This window comes from Proteus sp. G4380, assembly GCF_963885725.1.
Taxonomy (GTDB): domain Bacteria; phylum Pseudomonadota; class Gammaproteobacteria; order Enterobacterales; family Enterobacteriaceae; genus Proteus; species Proteus mirabilis.
Genome location: NZ_CAWPAV010000156.1, coordinates 18,177 through 40,973 on the forward strand (window position 1 = coordinate 18,177; position 22,797 = coordinate 40,973).

The 22,797-nt window shown below is 36.9% G+C and carries 18 protein-coding genes; 14 read left to right on the plus strand and 4 right to left on the minus strand.

The window, feature by feature from the left end:
• Nucleotides 1–98 precede the first annotated feature (98 nt).
• From AACU98_RS14100 to AACU98_RS14150, 11 genes are all read left to right on the plus strand, one after another.
• A complete protein-coding gene (locus tag AACU98_RS14100) occupies nucleotides 99–917 on the plus strand; it encodes a PadR family transcriptional regulator (RefSeq protein ID WP_161734946.1) in 819 nt (272 codons plus the stop codon).
• A complete protein-coding gene (locus AACU98_RS14105) occupies nucleotides 910–1,065 on the plus strand; it encodes a hypothetical protein (RefSeq protein ID WP_004242841.1) in 156 nt (51 codons plus the stop codon). The genes AACU98_RS14100 and AACU98_RS14105 overlap by 8 nt, the downstream gene beginning before the upstream one ends.
• Before the next feature lie 343 nt (nucleotides 1,066–1,408).
• Nucleotides 1,409–2,053, plus strand: coding sequence for a hypothetical protein (locus AACU98_RS14110; RefSeq protein WP_161734949.1), 645 nt, complete (start codon nucleotides 1,409–1,411; stop codon nucleotides 2,051–2,053).
• 292 nt (nucleotides 2,054–2,345) lie between these two features.
• Nucleotides 2,346–2,909, plus strand: a complete 564-nt coding sequence (ahpC, locus tag AACU98_RS14115) for an alkyl hydroperoxide reductase subunit C (RefSeq protein WP_004242845.1) — start codon at nucleotides 2,346–2,348, stop codon at nucleotides 2,907–2,909.
• Between the two features lie 92 nt (nucleotides 2,910–3,001).
• Nucleotides 3,002–4,567 carry an alkyl hydroperoxide reductase subunit F gene (gene ahpF, locus AACU98_RS14120; RefSeq protein ID WP_017628129.1) on the plus strand — a complete coding sequence of 522 codons (1,566 nt, stop codon included), beginning with the start codon at nucleotides 3,002–3,004 and terminating at the stop codon, nucleotides 4,565–4,567.
• Nucleotides 4,568–4,878: 311 nt separating this feature from the next.
• On the plus strand, nucleotides 4,879–5,871 hold the full coding sequence (locus AACU98_RS14125; protein ID WP_088207213.1) for an alpha/beta hydrolase family protein: 993 nt from the start codon (nucleotides 4,879–4,881) through the stop codon (nucleotides 5,869–5,871).
• A 261-nt stretch (nucleotides 5,872–6,132) separates the two neighbouring features.
• Nucleotides 6,133–6,615: a hypothetical protein gene (locus AACU98_RS14130; protein ID WP_049199694.1), complete on the plus strand. Its 483-nt coding sequence runs from the start codon at nucleotides 6,133–6,135 to the stop codon at nucleotides 6,613–6,615.
• A gap of 150 nt (nucleotides 6,616–6,765) precedes the next feature.
• Nucleotides 6,766–7,248, plus strand: coding sequence for a GNAT family N-acetyltransferase (locus AACU98_RS14135; RefSeq protein ID WP_004248035.1), 483 nt, complete (start codon nucleotides 6,766–6,768; stop codon nucleotides 7,246–7,248).
• A gap of 192 nt (nucleotides 7,249–7,440) precedes the next feature.
• Entirely contained in the window at nucleotides 7,441–8,349 is a 909-nt protein-coding gene (locus AACU98_RS14140; protein WP_004251269.1) for an AEC family transporter, read from the plus strand.
• Nucleotides 8,350–8,471: 122 nt separating this feature from the next.
• Nucleotides 8,472–9,764: a hypothetical protein gene (locus tag AACU98_RS14145; protein WP_036900111.1), complete on the plus strand. Its 1,293-nt coding sequence runs from the start codon at nucleotides 8,472–8,474 to the stop codon at nucleotides 9,762–9,764.
• A 71-nt stretch (nucleotides 9,765–9,835) separates the two neighbouring features.
• Nucleotides 9,836–11,287, plus strand: a complete 1,452-nt coding sequence (locus AACU98_RS14150) for an AMP nucleosidase (protein WP_004248038.1) — start codon at nucleotides 9,836–9,838, stop codon at nucleotides 11,285–11,287.
• Nucleotides 11,288–11,369: 82 nt separating this feature from the next.
• On the opposite strand, the gene AACU98_RS14155 is transcribed toward AACU98_RS14150, so the two are convergent.
• Entirely contained in the window at nucleotides 11,370–12,362 is a 993-nt protein-coding gene (locus AACU98_RS14155) for a tyrosine-type recombinase/integrase (RefSeq protein WP_161734952.1), read from the minus strand.
• A gap of 307 nt (nucleotides 12,363–12,669) precedes the next feature.
• Nucleotides 12,670–13,707 carry an isoaspartyl peptidase/L-asparaginase family protein gene (locus AACU98_RS14160; RefSeq protein WP_004242876.1) on the minus strand — a complete coding sequence of 346 codons (1,038 nt, stop codon included), beginning with the start codon at nucleotides 13,705–13,707 and terminating at the stop codon, nucleotides 12,670–12,672.
• A gap of 713 nt (nucleotides 13,708–14,420) precedes the next feature.
• Between AACU98_RS14160 and AACU98_RS14165 the strand changes: the two genes are divergently transcribed.
• Genes AACU98_RS14165 through AACU98_RS14175 form a run of 3 tightly spaced genes read left to right on the plus strand, consistent with a single transcriptional unit; the run spans nucleotide 14,421 to nucleotide 19,387 of the window.
• Nucleotides 14,421–15,494, plus strand: coding sequence for an HlyD family secretion protein (locus tag AACU98_RS14165; protein ID WP_004242877.1), 1,074 nt, complete (start codon nucleotides 14,421–14,423; stop codon nucleotides 15,492–15,494).
• The gene (rbbA, locus tag AACU98_RS14170; protein WP_012367912.1) at nucleotides 15,491–18,259 is read left to right on the plus strand and encodes a ribosome-associated ATPase/putative transporter RbbA; all 2,769 of its coding nucleotides are present in this window, start codon (nucleotides 15,491–15,493) and stop codon (nucleotides 18,257–18,259) included. Before AACU98_RS14165 ends, rbbA begins: the two co-directional genes overlap by 4 nt.
• A complete protein-coding gene (locus AACU98_RS14175; protein ID WP_049201957.1) occupies nucleotides 18,260–19,387 on the plus strand; it encodes an ABC transporter permease in 1,128 nt (375 codons plus the stop codon). It abuts the gene before it with no gap.
• Between the two features lie 27 nt (nucleotides 19,388–19,414).
• Here AACU98_RS14175 and kdpE read toward each other — a convergent pair whose 3' ends face one another.
• The gene (gene kdpE, locus AACU98_RS14180) at nucleotides 19,415–20,098 is read right to left on the minus strand and encodes a two-component system response regulator KdpE (RefSeq protein ID WP_049203318.1); all 684 of its coding nucleotides are present in this window, start codon (nucleotides 20,096–20,098) and stop codon (nucleotides 19,415–19,417) included.
• Nucleotides 20,095–22,797, minus strand: a complete 2,703-nt coding sequence (gene kdpD / locus AACU98_RS14185; RefSeq protein WP_004251249.1) for a two-component system sensor histidine kinase KdpD — start codon at nucleotides 22,795–22,797, stop codon at nucleotides 20,095–20,097. The genes kdpE and kdpD overlap by 4 nt, the downstream gene beginning before the upstream one ends.

Sequence of the window (22,797 nt, forward strand, 5' to 3'; positions counted from 1 at the left end):
TAAAAGTAAATAGATATATCTAAAACTTGATCATTTAGATATATCGGATTATATTGGTCATCAATGATTTCGATATATCTAAAAAATGAGGGAATATTATGATGATCCAAGCGTTACATTCGCTTTATCAACAACACACCGATAATGGTGGTCATGGCATCGGACGTTGTGGTGGTAAAGGTAAACACAGAGGACAACACCATAATGGCAATAATGAACATTGTTGTCATGGTGAAAGAGGCCATCACCAAGAAGGTCATGGCAAATGTTGCCAACAGGGTGAGCAAAGTCATGAGCATAATGATCATGCCGAACATGGCTGTTGTCACGGTGAAAAACAGCAAGAGCATGGTAAACGACATGGCCGAGGTTGTGGTGCTAGTAAAGGAAAAGGAAGAGGCCAAGGTCGTCAATTAAAACGTATGTTTGACCATGGTGATTTACGTGTCCTTTTGTTGAGTATGATCGCGGCAAAACCTAGCCATGGGTATGAAATTATTCGAGGAATAGACGAAGCATCTTCAGGACTATATGTACCAAGTCCAGGGGTTATATATCCAACACTGACACTATTAGAAGAGCAAGATTTAGTTGTTGCTAATATCGCTGAAAAAGGCCGTAAAAATTATAGTATTACGCCAGAAGGTTCAGCATTTTTAGCAGAAAACCAAGAAACAGAAAAAAATATTCAAAATAAACTGGCTTATGCACGTGATTTATCACAAAACGCAGGGGGAGTTTCTGAGGAAATCGAATTTGCGGTAGGAAAATTAAAAGCGGTATTACGTCATAAGTTAGTATTGAAACAACTTTCTGTAGAAAAAGCGCAACGCATTGCTTTTATACTTAATGAAGCAGTCGAAAAAATAGAAGCCATTAATGAGGCATTGATCTCTGAGGTAAGGGAAGATGAATAAAACAGAAACACCATTACGGAACAGAAGCAAAAATAATGATATTGAAAAAGAAGAGCTAGAAAATAATCCAGCCGTCAAAGAGCAAATTTGTCCTAAAATGCCAGTATCCTATTTTCGACGAGCGTTACGAAAAACAGGTAGACTATGATAATGCTAGACAGAGGCTATCCATATGCTATAGCTTCTGTCGTTTTGAGCATGCTGCCTCGCATATTTCTTTTATCATGTCATTATTTTTTTCAACGCACTGTTTTTTCAAATAGTTCTCACTACTAATGAGGCACTTTATAACTATTTCGGTGGTTTTTTATTAGTTTTTTATTATAAGTTGTGAGACTCCTCGCTTTTTTATTCTTAGTTCATTACTTGCTGATTTTATTGATACTGTTATTTTTTAATTTGTCATAATATTCGAGATACCATTGATATATGGTAAAACCAAAATGCTACCCATGCATCTATATGAATAAGATGATAGATAGATAAATAAGATGACAGATAAGATAGACAGTACCTATATGCCTTACAAACATTATAAAAATAGCATAGCAATATTATTTCTCGCCTCTGCCTTGCTACCTAGATTTTCTGTGGCTGAACCACTCACTCATTTACCTCAAAAAGATCGCATTTCTTATTTTGCTCAAGCGGAGAAAATGGCCATCACTGGTGTGGCTATCAAAACCAAACCCGTTTTAGCCAGACCTGCAAAAGAAGGGGAAGTGATCACCACTTACATAAAAGGTGAAGGGGTTGAAACTATTTCGGAGCCAGCCAAAGCGGGTGATTGGGTTGTACAAAATATTTGTCCAGCAACAGGTAATGAAGAAATTCTGGTCAGAAAAGATAAATTTGCTCAGCGCTATAATCTGGCTGATGCAGACAAAGCGAAAAGCATCACACCGATAAGGCAAGGCTATCAAGTTTTTATCCCTAAAGGGATTGAAATGAATTATTTTATTGTTCCAAAACAAACCGCTGAGTTTGCAATGGAAGCGCCTTGGGGAGAGCTACAACGTTTTCAAGCCGGTGATGCAGTTGTGCAATCTACCACCGATAAACAAGATATTTATCGGATCCAGCAGGCCGCTTTTAAATGCACTTATACTATTTTAAAAACCGCCAAAGAGATTTGATCTATATATATGTGATAAAAAGCGCTAAATTGAAAAAATAATTGTTACTTTTTATAGAGTTAATTTTATATTTTTACTGCTAAAAATAGCAATAATTAGCTTGTTTTGTCATTAAATCGTGTTTTTTTGTATTTTTTTTAGTCATTTGCGTTAGTCGCTACATTTCGTTAATCTATCTCTATCAATTTATTAAACTCATTAGGTAAAACCTATTGATATGATAGTAGGAATGTATTAGATATTCTCAATTGGAATAGGTACATTAGATTCATACCAAACAGGAGGAAATACAATGTCTTTAATTAATACCCCAATCAAACCATTCAAAAACATGGCATTTAAAGACGGTCAATTCGTAGAAGTGACTGAAAAGGACGTAGAAGGCAAATGGAGCATTTTCTTCTTCTATCCAGCTGACTTTACCTTTGTTTGTCCAACAGAATTAGGTGACTTAGCTGATCATTATGAAGAATTCCAAAAAATGGGTGTAGAAATTTACTCTGTTTCTACTGACACTCATTTTACTCATAAAGCATGGCATAGCAGCTCAGAAACTATCGGTAAAATCAAATATGGCATGATCGGTGACCCAACTGGCGCATTAACTCGTAACTTTGAAAATATGCGTGAAGCGGAAGGTCTGGCAGATCGTGGTACTTTCGTTGTTGACCCACAAGGTATCATCCAAGCAATCGAAATTACTGCTGAAGGTATTGGCCGTGATGCAGCTGACCTGTTACGTAAAGTAAAAGCGGCTCAATATGTTGCTAGCCACCCAGGTGAAGTTTGCCCAGCAAAATGGAAAGAAGGTGATGCAACTTTAGCTCCATCACTGGATTTAGTTGGCAAAATCTAAAAAATTCTAAATAAGAATCAAGCCACTAAAGAAGCTACTAACGTAGTTATTTATCGGGTGTTTCGGCACCCGATTTTATTGAGGGTGCAAAAATGTTAGATAATAATTTAAAAGCTCAACTGAAAGCTTACCTAGAACGATTAACCCAGCCAGTTGAGTTAGTTGCAACATTAGACGACAGCAAACATTCTGCTGATATCCAAGCCTTATTAAAAGAAATTGAACCGTTATCTGATAAAGTCACATACCGTGAAGATAACAGTGCTAATGTGCGCAAACCATCTTTTCTTATTACCAACCCAGGGAAAACAACTGGCGTTCGTTTTGCAGGCTCGCCATTAGGTCATGAGTTTACTTCTTTAGTATTAGCATTATTACAAACCGGTGGTCATCCATCTAAAGAAGCCCCAGAATTACTTGAACAAATTCGTCAGTTAGACGGTGAGTTTCATTTCGAAACCTATTATTCGCTCTCTTGTCATAACTGCCCTGATGTTGTTCAGGCATTAAACTTAATGGCGATTTTAAATCCGAACATCACCCATACGGCGATCGACGGAGGCATGTTCCAAAATGAAATTCAGGAACGTAATATCATGGGCGTTCCTGCGGTATTCTTAAATGGCAACGAGTTTGGCCAAGGTCGTATGACTTTAGCTGAAATTGTTAGCAAAGTAGATAGCAATGCAGAAAAACGCACTGCAGAGTTATTAAATAAAAAAGATGCCTTTGATGTTTTGATCGTCGGAAGCGGCCCTGCGGGGGCGTCAGCGGCAGTATATGCTGCACGTAAAGGCTTAAATACAGGTCTTATCGGTGAACGTTTTGGTGGACAAGTTCTCGATACTGTTGATATTGAAAACTATATCTCTGTACCTAAAACAGAAGGTGCAAAATTAGCTGGGGCTTTAAAAGCTCATGTTGATGATTATCAAGTTGATGTCATTGACAGCCAAACTGTCAGCCGTTTAATTCCGGGAGCAGCGGAAGGTGATCTACACCAAATTGAAACCGCATCTGGTGCGATTTTAAAAACCCGTAGCTTAATTATTGCCACGGGTGCTCGCTGGAGAAATATGAACGTACCGGGTGAAAACGAGTACCGTACTCGCGGTGTAACATACTGCCCACATTGTGATGGTCCTCTATTTAAAGGTAAAAGAGTGGCTGTTATTGGTGGTGGTAACTCCGGTGTTGAAGCTGCCATTGACTTAGCGGGTTTAGTGGAGCACGTGACCGTACTAGAATTTGCCTCAGAAATGAGAGCCGATGCTGTTTTACAAAAGAAACTGCGTAGCTTAAGTAATGTCGATGTTATCTTAAATGCCCAAACAACAGAAGTATATGGAGATGGTACTAAGTTAACAGGACTGAAATATAAAGATCGCACTAACGATTCAATGCATGATATTGCCTTAGCGGGTATTTTCGTCCAAATTGGTTTACTGCCAAACACACAATGGTTAGACGGAACTGTTGAGCGTAATAAAATTGGTGAGATCGTGGTTGATTCACGTGGTGAAACCAATATTAAAGGGGTATTTGCTGCGGGTGACTGTACAACTGTTCCTTATAAACAAATTATTATCGCCGCAGGTGAAGGCGCAAAAGCCTCATTAAGCGCCTTTGATTACTTAATTCGCACGACTGCAAAATAAGTAAATCAAAATAATCAATAAGTTATAGAGAAAGGCATCTTTTTTAAGATGCCTTTTTTTGTATATAAAATCATCAAAAATGGCTGAAAAGTGCCCTTAAGTATTCAAGTATGGACAGAATGTTGTTTAAAAATAATTTCTCAAAACAAAAGCCGTTTTCTGCCTATTTAATTTTTAAGCAATTTAACCATTCCAATTAAGATACTTTTTACATCTATTTTTCTTTGTTCAAGAAAAATGCTATTCAAAATTTTTAAGCAACCTATACTATTATTCCACTACTTAAATAATCTATACGGAAATTGATTGATATGGTTCTAAAAAAGAGATGTTTTAGACAAATTGCTCCTGCGCTTATTTTTTCTTTACTAACAATTGGTACTTTCTCGGCGAATGCGAATATCGATGTTCGCGATGAAACCTTATTTGAAGCACATCAGCGTTTTAAAACACAAATTATAAATGATAGTTTTGACAATACTGAAGCACCTTGGGAAGCGCCAGCAGAAATATTCAATGTAGTTAAATATCCCGCCAAACTAGGTGATATGTATGCTTATTTAACCCCTCCGCCGGCGAATAAAAAAAATAAACTACCTGCGGTTATTTGGCTGAATGGAGGATATGGTGGGATAGGAGGAGATGATTATTTTTGGACACCACAACCAGTTGAAAATGACCAAACAGGAGCGACGTTTCGTGATCCTAATATGGTACTCATGATACCTTCTTTTCGTGGTGAAAATACCAACCCTGGTCGCTATGAAATGTTTTATGGTGAATTAGAAGATTTAGACTCAGCTAGAGAATATTTAGCGTCATTACCTTATGTTGATCCTAAACGTATTTACGTAGTAGGACATAGCACTGGGGGAACGAGAGCATTATTGGCTAGTGAATACAGTGATAAATTCAGGGCAATATTCTCTTTAGGAGGAATACCTGATCTTAAACTACGCACAGAAGGGCGGATGATGGTTGAATTACCCTTTGATAAAAACAACGAAGAAGAATTTAATGTCCGCTCTGTATACCGCTATATTAAATCAATAAAAACACCAACATTTTATTTTGAAGGTCATGATTATTTTTGGGATGAATTCAATGAATTACGTGTGGTTGCAATGGAACACGATATTCCTCTGAAAATTTATAATATAAAAAATGGAGACCATTTTAATATTATTGTCCCTGTTAGCCAATTAATTAAAGACAAAGTCTTGCAAGATACTGATACAAATAAAGAAAGCAATATTCGATTCACTAACGAAGAAATTAAGTGGATCAATAAAATGGTGAAATAAATTTCAAAATGATAAAACCGCTCTATTATCAATTAGATAAAAGAGCGGTAGTGTCTATTTTGAGCCGATATAGTGAGTCTAAAATTTCATCATATGTGCTTAAAAGTATTTAGAACTTTGTTGATTGTCTCTTTCAATAATCAAAATAGAAGATGTTAGAATTGCTTATACTGTCTTATAAACATATAGGTTTAGGTAAAAATATTAAGTATATTATATATGATATGAAAGAATACAATTTTAAAATAGAAAGGATTGAATATGAAAACTAAAATAGTTTATCAATGGAAGGAAAAAAGACGGGATAGACTCTCTTTTTTAGGAGCAGAAGTGGTTTTTTCTGTGTTATTTGGTATTGTAAACGGTTTAATATATATGTTATTTATGACCTTGTTACCTGATTCCGTTGAGAATGATCCTGATAAATTATTTTTCTACCAATTCTCTTTTAGTTCTTATGGTATAGTCGAATTCATATTATTAATAGCACAAATCTACGTATTTACACTTATTTTAACTCAACGAGTAAGAGATTTCGGTTTCAAATATCCTATCACTATTGCACTGATCTTTACCATTGGCACCATGGTCCTTACACCATATCCATTACTTATTTCTTCAGATACAATGGTGATAGTGCGTTTTATTTTATTATTAGGATATATTATTGCATTATTATTGCCATCTTCGAATAATGTTGAGTGTAATAACGATGAAAATAACAAGATAACTATACTAAAATAGTTAACTAACAAGTGAATTAGCCTAAGTGTATCAGGCGTAATGGATACACTTAGGACATTATAAAAATAATCTTATAATAGTGATATAAAAATAAAATAGTGAATAATAACTTCTATAATTGCAATATATACAGTGGCTAATGAGGTTATAATGGAAGGTGTTCAACTTAGGCTTGCGGAGCCTCATGAAGCAAAACGATTATGGTATTTAAGAAATAAAGCGTTACGTTTTGGCTGTCAACATGTCTATCCGCCCGATATATTAGCCGCTTGGACTCCTGATGAAATGCCTGACGGCTATAGACAATCTATTATTAATAATCCTTTCTATGTTATTGATGATAAAAAATTATCTATTCCCGTAGCTTCTGGATTTTTAGATCTTAAAACAGGCTTTGCTGAAGCTATTTTTACATTACCGGAATGCATGGGAAAAGGATATGCAGGACTTATTCTTAAACAGCTACAATATGAAGCTAAACAAAGAAATTTTGTTCAGTTATTTTTAGATGCAACGCCTAATGCGATGCTATTTTATTTAAAACAAGGGTTCACTGTTTTAGAAGAGCGAGAGTACTATTCTAGCTTGGCTCAGGCAAATTTACACTGTTATCGAATGTATATTGATTTATAAAATTTATAAATAGTGCCTTATTGACATAAAAATTATACCTAGCATTATAGAACAGAAAAAGTTGGGCTTAAAATGCGAAAATTTTTTATTTTTATCATTTTTTGAATTAGCTTTTATATTAACAATATCAGTTGGTAATTTTGCTAATGTTACGATATTGTAAATTATGACTATTTTTCTGGGGCAAACACTATGCAAAATGTGTTGTTAACGTTATGGCCTTTATTTGCGTTAATTGCGCTAGGCGCTATTTTAAGAAGAAATAAAGCATTTGAACCTGCATTTTGGGTAGGGGCTGAAAAATTAAATTATTTTTTACTCTTTCCTGCATTACTTCTCAATAGCTTGGCTAATGCTCCTTTATCTGATCCTCAATTACCTCACCTTGCTGGGGCTATTTTCTCAGTAGTCATCATTACCACTATTTTGTGTGTTATTTTAAAAAAAATAACCGGTTGGTCTGCTGGCCGTTTTGGTGCGATCGTTCAAGGCAATATTCGGTTTAACACTTATTTAGGTTTAGCTATTGTCGCTGATTTATTTGGGGTTGAGGGTTTAGGAATAGCTGCTTTGATATTAGCAACCTTGGTTCCTCTATCAAATGTGACTTCAGTGCTTTGTTTAACCGCAGGACAAAATGTAACTTTTCGTCAATTAATCTTCCCAATTATTAAAAATCCATTAATTATCTCTTGTGTAATAGGGATTGTAATCAATTTATCAGGAATAGGGCTTCCTTTTGGTAGCGATCAGTTTCTAAAATTGTTAGCTGCGACTAGTTTACCTTTAGGGCTTATCTGTATTGGTGCGGCATTACATTTATCAACATTAAAAGCAGAAAGTAAAATGATTAGTATTAACACAGTGACTCGGTTGCTTATTGTACCGATAATTGCATATAGTGTTGCTAATTTTTTAGGTTTGTCTTCATTAGTTATGATGCTTTTAGTCATTTTCTTTTCTATCCCTACAGCCCCAACTTCTTATATTTTAACTCGACAGCTAGGAGGGGATTCTGAGCTAATGGCGGGGATCATTACATCACAAACCATGCTTGCAGCAGTTACCTTGCCGATCGTATTAAGTTTTTTAATTCCATAAACTTAAAGGAAATACGACTAATATGATTTATAGTGGGTGATTTTTTATAGCATAGTTTCACTAAAAGTGTTCTTCTCTTAAATGTAATTTTAATTATTATATGGTTAATTTAAGAGGAAAATATGATGAGTGTAAAAATTAATCACAATGATATTTCTAATTCACAAATATTAAGAATATCACAAGGAGAAAAAACAAAAGATGTGATGTCATTATGGGATAAAATAAAAGACTGGTTCCAATCAAACAAAAGAGAAAAAGCACTAAAAACAGTTGAAAATATTGTATGTCAAGATCTATTTGATGACAAAAATCATTTTAAAATGCTATATCATGTTTTAATGCTAAAAACTATGGCTTCAGATGCATATAAAGAAAGAATAAAAATCAATACTAATGATAATGATAAAAATATTACGATTTCAATAGATAATTATAATATTTCTATAACGGATATAGACAATGAACAACTTAATAAAATGTCAACAATAATTAATGCATTTAATCGGCATTCATTAATTTTTTCTAATGAAATTGCATTGAAATGTCTATATGAAAAGTTAGATAAAAATGAGCTTAATGATCAAATTTTTGCTGAGTTGTATATTGAATTAGATAATAAAATACGTTCTGGTGAAATAGACTTAAAGCTTAATAAAAGTAACTTTAATCAAGTTAACTTTAGTGCTATAAGACAGCTCGTAAGCAAAGCGATAGAAAATGATAATACTAACTTAGATACAGAAAATGATAATGCTAACTTAGAAAATGATAATGCTAACTTAAATATAAAAAAGGCACTAATAAAAGATATAAATAGAAATACTTATATTATCAATGGTGAAGAAATAAAAAGTAAAGATCAAGACGAGGCAATGAAAGAATTTGAAACTTTAACTAAAGATATCTCAGAGGAAAATAAAAAGGCAATTTATTATTTACTAAATCAAGAAGGGATAACCTTAATTAAATCATATAATGATTCTTTTGATTACTACACATTAACAACATCTTTTTCTAGCAATGATGTTGTTAAGCAAGAACAAATTTATAGTATAAAGACTCTTTCTGATGATTTAATTGAATTAAAAATAAAATTTTTTAAAAAAAGTAGCGATAAAATAAATCTAGATATTCCCTTAGCTCAACCATTTGAAAGTAAGTTATATAATTTTATCTATGATATGGTTGCTATTAATAATAATATCGAAATAACTTATGATAAAATTTTAAATGAAAAGATGAACGAGATAATAAAACAACTAAATAATAAAAAACCAAGGCTAGGAGAGCTATTCTCCCATCTATTGAGTCGAAATAAAATCATTAAAGAAGACAGCGTTGATATTACGTTAAAACTAAATAAAGGACAACTAGTCTCATTAGGTGGAGAATGCTCATATAATTTTTATTAATTTTATTCTTTGGTCAAAATAGAGCTTCTTGCTATGATGTGAAAAACGTGAGAATAAGTAGAGGCTCCTTTATGTCAAAACCTCATAACCCAGAAATTCAAAAAATTATTAATGAGTTAAAACAACAATATCAAAATGCTGTTGATGCCTTACGTAATGCTATTATTATGTATGCTCAAGATGGAAAATTACCTGATATAAAACAAAGGGCTGAAGGTCTATTTGCTTATCCGCAATTAACCGTACATTGGTATGGTGATGTTAAAAAAGAAGATAAAACAAGAGCTTATGGGCGTTTATCAAAATCAGGTACTTATTCTACTACTATCACCAATCCAACTTTATTTGAAAATTATTTAACTGAGCAACTGCAACTTATTGCGGATGCTTATCATGTCTCTTTTGAAGTGACGGCCTCAAAACAGGAGATACCATATCCTTTTGTCATTGATGGCACTGGCATTGGTTTTGATCGGTCAATGAGCGCTTCTTTAGCAAAATATTTTCCGACTACCGATCTCTCTAAAATTGGTGATGATATTACCGATGGTTTAATTGATGACAGCGAGCTTTTACCTCTTTCACATTTTGATGCACTACGGACGGATTTTTCTTTGGCTCGTTTAAAGCATTATACCGGAACTTTACCTGAAGATGTGCAACCTTATATTTTATTCACCAATTATAACCGCTATGTGGATGAATTCGTTCGTTGGGCCTGTGCACAAGTTGCTGATAAAAATAGTCCATATTGCGCACTTTCTTGTGCAGGTTTTCAGCAAATAACCGCCGATACGGTTGATCCGGAAAAATTAATTTCTGATCTGACATGGAAAAAATATCAAATGCCCGCCTATCATTTAATTGCAAAAGAAGGGCCGGGAATAACATTAGTGAATATTGGTGTTGGGCCGTCAAACGCCAAAACAATTTGTGATCATCTGGCGGTTCTACGTCCTCATGTTTGGTTAATGATTGGTCATTGTGGAGGCTTAAGAGAAAGCCAATTATTAGGTGATTACGTTTTAGCTCATGCTTATTTACGAGATGATCATATTTTAGATGCTGTATTACCGCCAGATATTCCTATTCCTAATATTGCTGAAGTTCAGCGTGCACTTTATGATGCCACTAAAGCCATTAGCGGTAAGCCTGGACATGAAATCAAACAACGATTAAGAACAGGAACGGTTGTGACAACCGATGATCGCAATTGGGAATTACGTTTTTCAGCAACATCAAGGCGATTTAGTTTAAGTCGAGCCGTTGCCGTGGATATGGAAAGTGCCACTATTGCCGCTCAAGGTTATCGTTTTCGCGTTCCTTATGGCACTTTGTTATGTGTATCTGATAAACCGTTACATGGTGAAATAAAATTACCAGGACAAGCTAATCACTTTTATGAAGGTGCGGTATCAGAGCATTTGCAAATAGGTATTCATGCAATTGAGTTATTAAAAGACGAAGAAGATAAATTACATTCTCGTAAATTAAGAACCTTTAATGAGCCGCCATTTAGATAAGCCATAGCTAAAATTAATAAGATGAAAATTTATATACCCAATATCATTGATTGAATTGGGTATATTTTTACAATATAAAAGGTTAAAAACGTAAATGTCGAGCCGCTTTTCTAAGACGATCATCACCACGTCTATCATAGCGCTGTGTAGTCATAATACTGGCATGACCCATGGCATCTTTTACGGTTACAATATCTTCGCCATTATCTAACATTGCAGAGGCAAAAGTGCGTCGCAGATCGTGAGGAGCAAATTTATCAATGCCACTTTCTTGTTGGCGTGTCTCTAAAATATAATAAATGGCTTGGTCTGTTATTCGTTCATCCGTTACATCATCAAAGCGGCGAATACGTGTGAAAAGGGCGCCATCTTGTGATCCCCTTATTTCATCGATCCATAATTGAACACGCTCCCAAGTATCTTCTGGCATATAGGATATTCTTTCTTTATTACCTTTTCCTCTAACAATAAAAGCTTGATCACGAAATTGAATATGCTCGTAATTAAGCGCAACAATTTCTGAACGGCGTAATCCACAACCAAGTAGTACACTTAATATGGCCGCATCTCTTAAACCTTTTGAGGAGTGGTCTTTTTCACAACAGCGAAAAAGTGCGCGAATTTCATGTCTAGTAAGCGCTCGACCTTTAGGTAATCGACTTCCTCTTACCGATTTTACTTGGCGAATATGTTGATAGCTTTCTGTATCCATCAACTTCATCGCCCATGCTTCTAAAGCGACACCTTTTAGTGCAGCTAAATAAGTGTTAATTGTGGCGGGTGCTTTATCCGCATCAGATAACATGTCGATAATTGCTTGAATATGGTGGCGGCGAAGTGCTCCCCATTGGCAATGCTTTATTGAAGAGAAACCAATCATTTTTGCCACGATCGTTAAAAACGATCCCATCGTTTGGCGACTACGTTTAGAGCCTAAACTGCGTAAATAAGCCAGTGCAGGGTTAGTTTGTGTCGGAGAGGTGAAAGTTGCATTGAGATCTAATAATGGTTGTTTTTCCGCCAATACAAGTGATGTTTCTGGTGTTATTTCTTGATCGTCGTGGTGAAAATCCACAGCAATTTCCTTATTAAATCAATATAACTATGCTGAATATTCTAACAGATCTAAAAAAGAAAAAAGCTACTTTTTCAAAGGATCATTTTAATAAGTAGAGGCGATCATGTTTGTTTTTAGTGCATAATGTTTGTTTTATAAACGGTTTTAGAGTGCGAAGTGAACAGTGGGTTTTACCCATGAAAGGAATAAAGAGATCAAAATAGAGGGATGATCGTGGAAATGGCTTAATATTATGCCTTTGGTTTATCTGTATTTTTAATAACAGTCGCTAAAAACCAAAGGCATAGTTTTAAAATAATGAAGGTTAATCTTTATAAATGGCGACTAGTGGTTTGCCATCATTACCAATGGTGCCTCGATACATTCCCTCAGAGTTAAAGCTCATCGTGTAGTTTCCAGATTTGTCTAATACGATAACACCACCACTTCCATTTATCGCTTTTACTTCATCAAGTGCATTTTGTGCCGCTTGCTCTAGAGGTAGTTTTTGATATTTAACTTGGGCTGCAATATTAAATGCGGTCAGCGTTCTAATAAACATTTCACCTGATCCTGTTGCCGATACCGCAACCGTTTCATTATCCGCATAATTACCTGCACCGATAATAGGGGAATCGCCCACACGACCATAACGTTTATTGGTCATCCCACCTGTTGATGTTCCCGCCGCTAAATTACCATGTTGGTCTAATGCAACAGCGCCAACAGTGCCATATTTATAATCATACATCATCGGATCAGCAAAAAGAGCCGCAGTTTTACCATCATGATCTAATACAACTTGTTCTTTTTCTAATGCTTTTTGTAGTTGTTGCCAACGATATTCAGTACGAAAATAACTCGGATCAACGATGGTTAACCCTTGCTCTTTGGCAAAAAGATCAGCCCCTTGAGAAACCATCATAACATGTGGACTTTTTTCCATTACCGCAATCGCGGCATTAATCGGATTTTTTACTGTGGTAACACCAGCAACAGCACCCGCTTTGCGCGTTTTACCATCCATAATAGAAGCATCAAGTTCGTTTCTACCATCGTGAGTAAAAACAGCACCTTTACCTGCATTAAAAAGAGGAGAGTCTTCCATAACATTAATCGATTTTTGTACGGCTTCAATACTGGTGCCTCCACTATTTAAAACAGCATATCCAGCATTTAATGCTTCGGTCAGTTTGGCTTTATATTCTTTTTCTTGTTCTGGGGTGATGGTATCTTTCGTTATTGTACCTGCACCACCATGAATAACGAGGCGGATAGGGGCTTGTGTATTATTAGCTAACGCAGAAGAGGCAAAAAGAGTACAAAGGGTAAGTGTAGCGAGCTTATAGTTAATGTTTTTCATATAAACCTTCTCTTAATCGGATTGAGTTGTGTATTTGCAGGGATGTTATTACTTTAATTGTATATTGTTATTTGATATATAATTATTAACTGCAATAATCACTATATAAAAACTTTACCTAATAAGTGGTCTGATGACAGGCAAAAATAACAAATAATTTTAATTTAAATTAATGCTATAATAATCAAACTGTTATATTTAAGGAGTTTTATGCAATTAATTTAAAATTAAACCTTGCAAATAAAATATTAAAATAAAAGTATGTTGGTTATTATTTATTTTTAACGCTGTTAAATTTATAGCAAAATCAAAAAATAGCTAACTCCATCAACATTAAATATGTGACTTCGATCAATTATCGTAACCAAGTGTTATTATTATATTTTGATTTTAATAAAGCTAATGGATGCTAAATTTTATACATTTTGTGTGTTATCTCGAATAATCAAATTTTGATAGTGTATTATGTGATAAAAGTACTACATTAAATTCACACAACACACTATCATATTCTTATTATATTTTATAATTCATATGGTTAACTTTTGTTTTTCTCTTTTTTTATTTTATTTTAATTCGCTTTATATATATAAATGGACTATTTTTAAAGTAGATGAAATAAAATTAAAAATTGTTATTTAACTATTTTCTTACACACAGTAAATCACAAAAAATTGGGTTATTTATGGCAAAAGGAAGGTTAAATAATTTATATGAAAAATCAAAAAACGAATCGTTTTTTTGTTTACGGCATTATTATTGTTGCAATTATTGCAGCAGGTATTTTTTGGTGGAAAACACAAGCACCAGCACTCCCTGATGGGTTTGCTCAAAGTAATGGGAGAATTGAAGCTACTGAAATTGATATTTCAACCAAAACACCAGGAAGAATTGACACTATTTTGGTTAAAGAGGGGGATTTTGTTAAAGCGGGTGAAGTGTTGGCAACAATGGATACTCGTACCTTAAAAGAGCAACTTCATGAAGTTCAAGCCCAACTAGAGCAAGCCAAAAGTAGCGTTATGACGGCAGAGTCGGCACTTTCTCAACGTCAAAGTGAGCAAGTTGCAGCGCAGGCGGTTGTTCGTCAGCGTATTGCAGAGCTTGACGCATCAGTAAAACGCCTTAACCGCTCTCGAGCATTAGTTAAAACAAAAGCAATTTCTATTCAACAACTGGATGATGATATAGCAAGAACCGAAGGGGCTCGTGCTGCTGTTGAAGCTGCAAAAGCACAAGTGACTGCAACTATTGCGGCAATTGATTCGGCAAAGTCTGGAATTATTCAAGCAAAAACCAAAGTTGATGCAGCAACAGCTACCGAACGACGTATTATGGCTGAGTTGGATGATAGTATCTTAAAAGCTCCTCGTAATGGCCGTGTACAATATCGTGTTGCGGAACCCGGTGAAGTGCTAGGCGCTGGCGGTCGAGTGTTAAATATGGTCGATCTTAGTGATGTGTATATGACATTCTTTTTGCCAACTGAAGCCGCTGGCAAAGCAGCCTTAGGCAGTGATGTCCATATTATTTTGGACGCAGCCCCACATATTGTGATCCCTGCGAAAACGACTTATGTTGCCAGTGTTGCACAGTTTACCCCTAAAACGGTTGAAACTGACAATGAACGTTTGAAACTGATGTTTCGTGTAAGAGCGAGGATCTCCCCTGAATTACTAGAGAAACACCTTGAATATGTCAAAACAGGTTTACCGGGACGTGCCTATATTCGCTTAGATAATAGCCAACCTTGGCCGACTGATTTAGAGGTGAAATTACCACAATGAGTCAACTAATGAGAACGCAAAGTCATTCTCATATCATTGAATTGACTCATGTATCCCAACATTATGGTGATACCAAAGCACTTGATGATGTGACATTGACTATTCCTGCCGGAAAAATGGTCGGCTTAATAGGCCCGGATGGTGTCGGAAAATCGAGTTTAATTTCTCTTATTTCAGGAGCCAGAGAAATTCAGCAAGGGCAAGTGATAGTACTTAATGGTGATATGAATGATGTTAATCACCGGCGAGCTGTTTGCCCCAAAATTGCCTATATGCCACAAGGGTTAGGTAAAAATCTTTATCACACACTTTCTGTTTTTGAAAACGTCGATTTCTTTGGTCGCTTATTTGGTCAATCCAAACAAGAGCGAGAAGAGCGCATCAATGATTTACTTGAAAGTACTGGGTTAGCGCCTTTTAAGGATAGACCTGCGGGTAAACTATCTGGTGGTATGAAGCAAAAACTGGGGCTTTGCTGTGCATTAATTCATGATCCACAATTGCTGATCCTCGATGAACCCACCACAGGGGTTGACCCATTATCACGGGCGCAATTTTGGGAGTTAATTAATCGTATTCGTAAACGTCAAACCAATATGAGCGTATTGGTTGCGACGGCTTATATGGAAGAGGCTGAACGCTTTGATTGGCTGGTTGCAATGGATGCAGGTAAGGTTTTAGCCACAGGTCATGCGGAAGAATTAAAGGCGCAAACGGCGACAGATGAATTAGAAGCTGCTTTTATTGAGCTTTTACCGGAAGAAAAACGTAAAAACCATCAAAAAGTGATTATTCCTCCACGGGATAAAAGTGATGACGATATTATCGCCATTGAGGCCAAAGAGTTAACAATGCGCTTTGGTCAGTTTGTTGCTGTTGATCATGTCAGTTTTCGTATTCCTAAAGGCGAAATTTTTGGTTTTCTAGGCTCGAATGGTTGTGGTAAATCCACCACCATGAAAATGCTTACAGGTTTACTTGAGGCAAGTGAAGGGCGCGCTTGGTTATTTGGGCAAGAGGTTGATCCAAAAGATATCGAAACCCGTAAACGCGTTGGTTATATGTCGCAAGCATTCTCACTGTATAGCGAATTAACGGTTCGACAAAATTTAGAGCTACATGCCAAACTCTTTCATATCCCAGAACAGGATATTCCTCAACGTATCAAAGAAATGAGTGAGCGTTTTAATTTGACCGATGTGGAAGATATGATGCCTGACGGTTTACCTTTAGGTATTCGACAACGCTTATCGTTAGCGGTGGCTGTGATCCACAAACCAGAAATGCTGATCCTTGATGAACCCACCTCTGGGGTTGACCCTATCGCTCGAGATATGTTCTGGAAGCTGATGGTTGATCTCTCAAGACGTGACGGTGTCACTATTTTTATCTCTACCCACTTTATGAATGAAGCGGCGCGCTGTGACAGAATGTCTCTGATGCATGCCGGAAAAGTGCTAGTGACAGATACTCCGGCTAATTTAGTGAAAAATAGTCAATTTGATACACTAGAAGAAGTATTTATTGATTATTTGAAAAAAGCATCCGGTGAAACAGAAACGCCCGATATTGAAGATAAACAGCTACAATTGCCCGCCTCTAGTGAAGAAAGTGCGGAAAAAGCGTTAAAACAACGATTTAGTTTACGCCGTTTATTTAGTTATAGCATTCGTGAAGGGATGGAATTACGCCGTGACCCAGTACGCCTTACCTTAGCATTATTAGGCACGGTAATATTGATGTTTATTATGGGTTACGGCATCAGTATGGATGTTGAAAACCTACGCTTTGCCATTATGGATAGAGATCAAACAGGGCTAAGTCAGGCTTATAGTCAAAACCTATCAGGCTCTCGCTATTTTATTGAAAAAGCGCCGATTACCGATTATAACCAACTTGAGCGTCGTCTCCGCAGTGGTGATATTACTGTTGCGATTGAAATTCCGCCTAATTTTGCTCGAGATGTTGCTAAAGGACATAAAGTAAAAATAGGGGTTTGGATTGATGGCGCGATGCCAAATCGTGCAGAAACTGTCCGTGGGTATATTCAGGCAATGCATCTAACTTGGATGTTAGATATGGCCATGCGTCAACCTACCAATATGGTTGATCAATTTTCCCCCATTGATATCGAAACCCGTTATCGTTATAACCCTGATGTAAAAAGTTTACCCGCTATAGTACCTGCGGTTATTCCGTTGTTGTTGATGATGATCCCCGCGATGTTAAGCGCCTTGAGTGTGGTACGTGAAAAAGAGCTAGGCTCTATTATTAATTTATACGTTACTCCGGTCACTAAAGCCGAGTTTTTATTAGGCAAACAGATCCCCTATATTTTATTGGGAATGTTTAACTTTTTTATGCTCTGTGCGCTTTCGGTATTTGTTTTTGGTGTCAGTTTTAAAGGAAGCATGTTAACACTCTCATTAGGGGCGTTGCTTTATATCACTATTGCTACGGGAATGGGATTACTGATTTCTTGTTTTATGAAAAGTCAGATTGCGGCTATTTTTGGTACTTCAATTATTACCTTAATTCCTGCTACGCAATTCTCCGGCATGATTGACCCAGTATCATCATTAGAAGGTATTGGTAAATGGATAGGGCATATTTATCCGACTTCTCACTTTCTTACTATCACTCGAGGAACGTTTTCAAAAGGACTTAACTTATTTGATTTGCCTTGGTCTTTTATTCCGTTACTTATCACGATCCCCATTGTGATTGGGCTGAGTGTCTTTTTCTTGAAAAAGCAGGAGGCTTAAATGTGGCATACCGTACAAAATATTTTTAATTTAGGAATAAAAGAGTTACGAAGTTTATCCCGTGATAAGGCGATGCTGGCATTAATTGTGTTTGCCTTTACCGTATCAATATACTCATCGGCTACTGTAACACCGGGCTCATTACACCATGCGCCGATAGCGGTGGCTGATCAGGATAAATCTCAACTTTCGGCTCGTATTGTCAATAGCTTTTATATGCCTTACTTTTTACCCCCTGCAGATATTACAACCGAGCAGATTGATGGTTTATTAGATAGAGGAACTTATACTTTTGCGTTAGATATTCCGCCTAATTTTCAACGCGATCTACTCGCAGGACGTAAGCCAGAAATTCAAGTCAATATTGATGCAACACGGATGAGTCAAGCTTTCTTAGGAAATAGCTATATTCAAAATATCGTTATGGGAGAAGCGAAAACTTTTCTTGCTAAAGAGCGCACTAACGATCCACTGCCTGTGGATTTAGAAGTTAGAATGAGCTTTAACCCAAACTTAACACAATCTTGGTTTGGCTCTGTTATGGCGATAATCAATAACATTACCATGCTATCTATTGTATTAACCGGGGCGGCACTAATACGAGAGCGAGAGCATGGCACTATTGAGCATTTATTAGTTATGCCTGTCACACCATTTGAGATCATGCTGTCTAAAATATGGTCAATGGGATTGGTTGTATTGTTAGCGTCGGCCATGTCTTTAGTGCTAGTGGTTAAATCACTGCTACATGTGCCGATCGAAGGCTCTGTTTTGTTATTTATGTGTGGGGTGGCGTTAAGTTTATTTGCAACGACATCTATTGGTATTTTCTTAGGCACAATGGCGCGCTCAATGCCACAATTTGGTTTATTGATGATTATGGTATTGTTGCCATTAAATATGTTGTCTGGAGGGATGACCTCAAGAGAGAGTATGCCTCAGTTTGTACAAGATGTGATGCAAACTATGCCAACTACACATTTTGTCAGCCTTGCACAAGCGATATTGTATAGAGGCGCAGATTTCTCGATTGTTTGGCCTCAATTTATCGTTTTAATTATTATTGGCTCAGTCTTTTTTGCATTGGCACTGTTACGTTTTAGAAAAACGATATCTGCAATGGCTTAGTCGTTCTGATAAACCGAAAAAAGAGACTTAAGGCATAAAACGATAACCGATCCCCGTTTCAGTAATTAAGTGCACTGGACAGGTGGGATCGGTTTCTATTTTCTGACGTAGATGCCCCATATAAATTCGCAAATAATGGCTATGCTCTACAAAGTTAGGCCCCCAAACATGCTGCATTAAATGACGTTGAGTTAATACTTTTCCACTATTGTTGACAAGTTCACTGAGTAGACGAAACTCGGTCGGAGTAAAGTGAATGGGTACGCCTTGGCGAGTGACTACTCTTTTAACCCAATCAATAGTGATATCACCAAATGTAAATTGAGTCGTTTCTGTTTCTTGTTTGACAAAGCGACGTAATGAAGCACGAACCCGAGCTAGTAATTCACTCATACCGAAGGGTTTAGTTAAATAATCATCAGCTCCAGCGTCTAAAGCATCAACTTTATCTTGTTCAGAATCTCTGGCGGATAACACAATAATCGGCGTGCTACTCCATTGGCGGAAATCTTGAATAAAGCAAAGCCCATCTTTATCAGGTAATCCCAGATCAAGAATGACTAAATCAGGTTTTCTTGATGCTGCTTCTATTAATCCTCGTTGACATTCTGAGGCGTCATAAACACGAAAACCTTCGTTCTCTAATGCAAGGCGAACGAATCGTAAGATCTCTTTTTCATCTTCAACAATCAATATGTTATATGGCGTCACTGTTTTATTTCAATCTCATCAATATTCGGTAGTGATTTTAAAGGTAAAACAAAGTGAAAACTGGCTCCACCTTTTTTATTATTTTCAGCCCAAATTTTACCTTCATGTAAGTGGATAATAGCACTGCAAATAGCAAGACCCAGCCCAACCCCCGGAATGGCGGACTCTTTTACTGCACGTGAAAATTTATTAAAAATAAGCTGCAATTGTTCAGTGGGAATACCTGCGCCTTCATCCCAAACTTCAACATGAATTTGATCCTCTTCAACCGTAGCTTTTATGCCTAATTTAGTTTGTGATGCGGTATATTTGACTGCATTTTCTAACAAATTAGTTAACACGCGCTCAATTAACAGACTATCGCAATAGAGTAATAAATCAGCTGGAATATCAATTTGTAATGGGTGTTTATCAAGTAAATAAGAGAGTGAACGTATTGCACTTCCAGCAATTTCTTGCAGTAAATTCCACTGCAAGTTGACTTGGATCCCACCTGATTGAATACGTGCCATATCCAGTAAATTGTTGACTAAGCGGGAGGTCGTCAAAATTTGTTGGCGGATCTGACTGACTTGTTCAGTATGAGCAGAGCCTTCAGCACTTAAGTCTAGAAGAAGAATTTCAGACTGGCCAAACAGGACGGTAAGTGGTGTTTTTAGATCATGAGAAAGGGCGGCTAAGAGCGCATTTCTTAATTGTTCTCGTTCTATATTAATACGAGATTGTTCGGCCATTTCCGCCTGTTGTAACCGTTCAAGAGCATTGGCAATTAGGCCATTAAATGTCTGTAGGAGTTGCTGTTGTTCAGGAATAAGTACTTGGCGTAGATTATTTGGCTCAATCGCTAAAATCGCTAATACTTGTTGAGATGCGCTAATAGGGTGCAACTGATAAGGGACACTAGGTAGGGTATCCGTTCCTGCACCTGCGATTTGATCTTTATCCCAACACCAACGGGCAATACCACTATCAATGGGAAGTTGTCCCATACCTTCAGCATTGTATGGCGTTAATTCACCATGATGATTAGGCATTAATAAACAAACTTTGGCATCAAAAGCACTTGATAAAAAATGATAACTAGTACGTACCACTTCTTCTAAAGTCAGTGCCCGACTCAGCTCTCGGGTCATTTCAAATAAATGACGAGTGCGTTGTTCTCTATAACGAGCAACCCGGGTTTGATAACGCATTCCCGCAGTTAAATTACCCACCACTAACCCAACAATGAGCATTACGGAAAAAGTCACTAAATACTGCATATCTAATACAGCCAGTGAAAAATGCGGTTGTACAAAGAACAAATCAAAGCTTATCACATTGATTAAAGCAGCAAAAATAGAAGGGCGACGACCAAAAAATAGCGCGATAAGAACAACGCCTAATAAATAAAGAGTAACTAAATTCGCCTTATCTAACGCTAACAAAAAAGTACGTGAAAAAAGCGTAATAGCTAGACATAAACCAATAGCTGTTAGATAGCCTTTAAGATTTTGACGCCATTTATCATTTTGTGGCACAAATGTTTTTGTTTTATAACGCGGTTCTTCTTCATTTAAAGCGACACTGATAACATGCAAGTCAGGTGCATAACGCGCTAACCTTTCTGCGAAACGCATACGGACCCAACGTTTTAACCATTGCCACTTTTGATAGGGGCGTTGACCGATAATCACCTTGCCTAAATTATGCTCTCTGGCATAGCGGATCACCGCTTTTTCCGCTTGATTATCAGAAAGGATCGCCGTTCTTGCCCCTAGGTGTTGTGCTAACTTGAGGGAATGTAAAATAGCACGGCGTTTATGCTCACCTATCTGATGTAGCTTTGGTGTTTCAACATAAATAGCATGCCATTGGCAACCAAAAGCAGCAGCATAACGAGCGGCAGTACGCACTAATTTATCATTTCTTCCATGAGCACCAAGACAAACCATTAAACTATCAGTAGTATGCCAAACAGGCGTACCACCTTGGCTATCACGGAATTCTTTTACTTGGGAATCAACGCGATCTGCCATTCGTCTTAGGGCAAGCTCTCGTAATGCAATCAAATTACCTTTACGAAAAAAATGCTCTATTGCACGCTCTGCTTGTCCTGCCAGATAAACTTTGCCTTCATTTAAGCGCTGTTGTAGGTCGTCTGGTGGTAAGTCGACCATAACTACTTCATCGGCATTATCAAAGATATAATCAGGAATCGTCTCTTGAACGCGAATGCCAGTAATACTACCAACAATATCATTAAGACTTTCAATATGTTGTACATTAATGGTGGTTAAAACATCGATGCCCGCATCAAGTAACTCTTCAACATCTTGCCAACGTTTTGGATGGCGACATTTATGTGGATTACTAAAAGCCAATTCATCCATTAAGATCACCGCAGGATGTCTTGCTAAGGCCGCATCTAAATTAAAGGCAGAGAGCTTTCTACCACGATAATGTAATTTTAATGGCGGTAATAACGGTAATCCCTCAAGTTGTTGTGCCGTTTCTTGGCGCTGATGGGTTTCTACAACCCCAGCTAAGACATCAATACCTTGCTGATGTAAACGTTGAGCTTCTTGTAACATGGCGTAGGTTTTACCTACGCCGGCACAGGCACCAAAAAAGATCTTTAATCGTCCTCGATGGGGTGCTCGCGTTAATGCCAGCAAATCATCAGGAGAAGGGCGTTGCCACTGCGGAGCTTGTTCCAT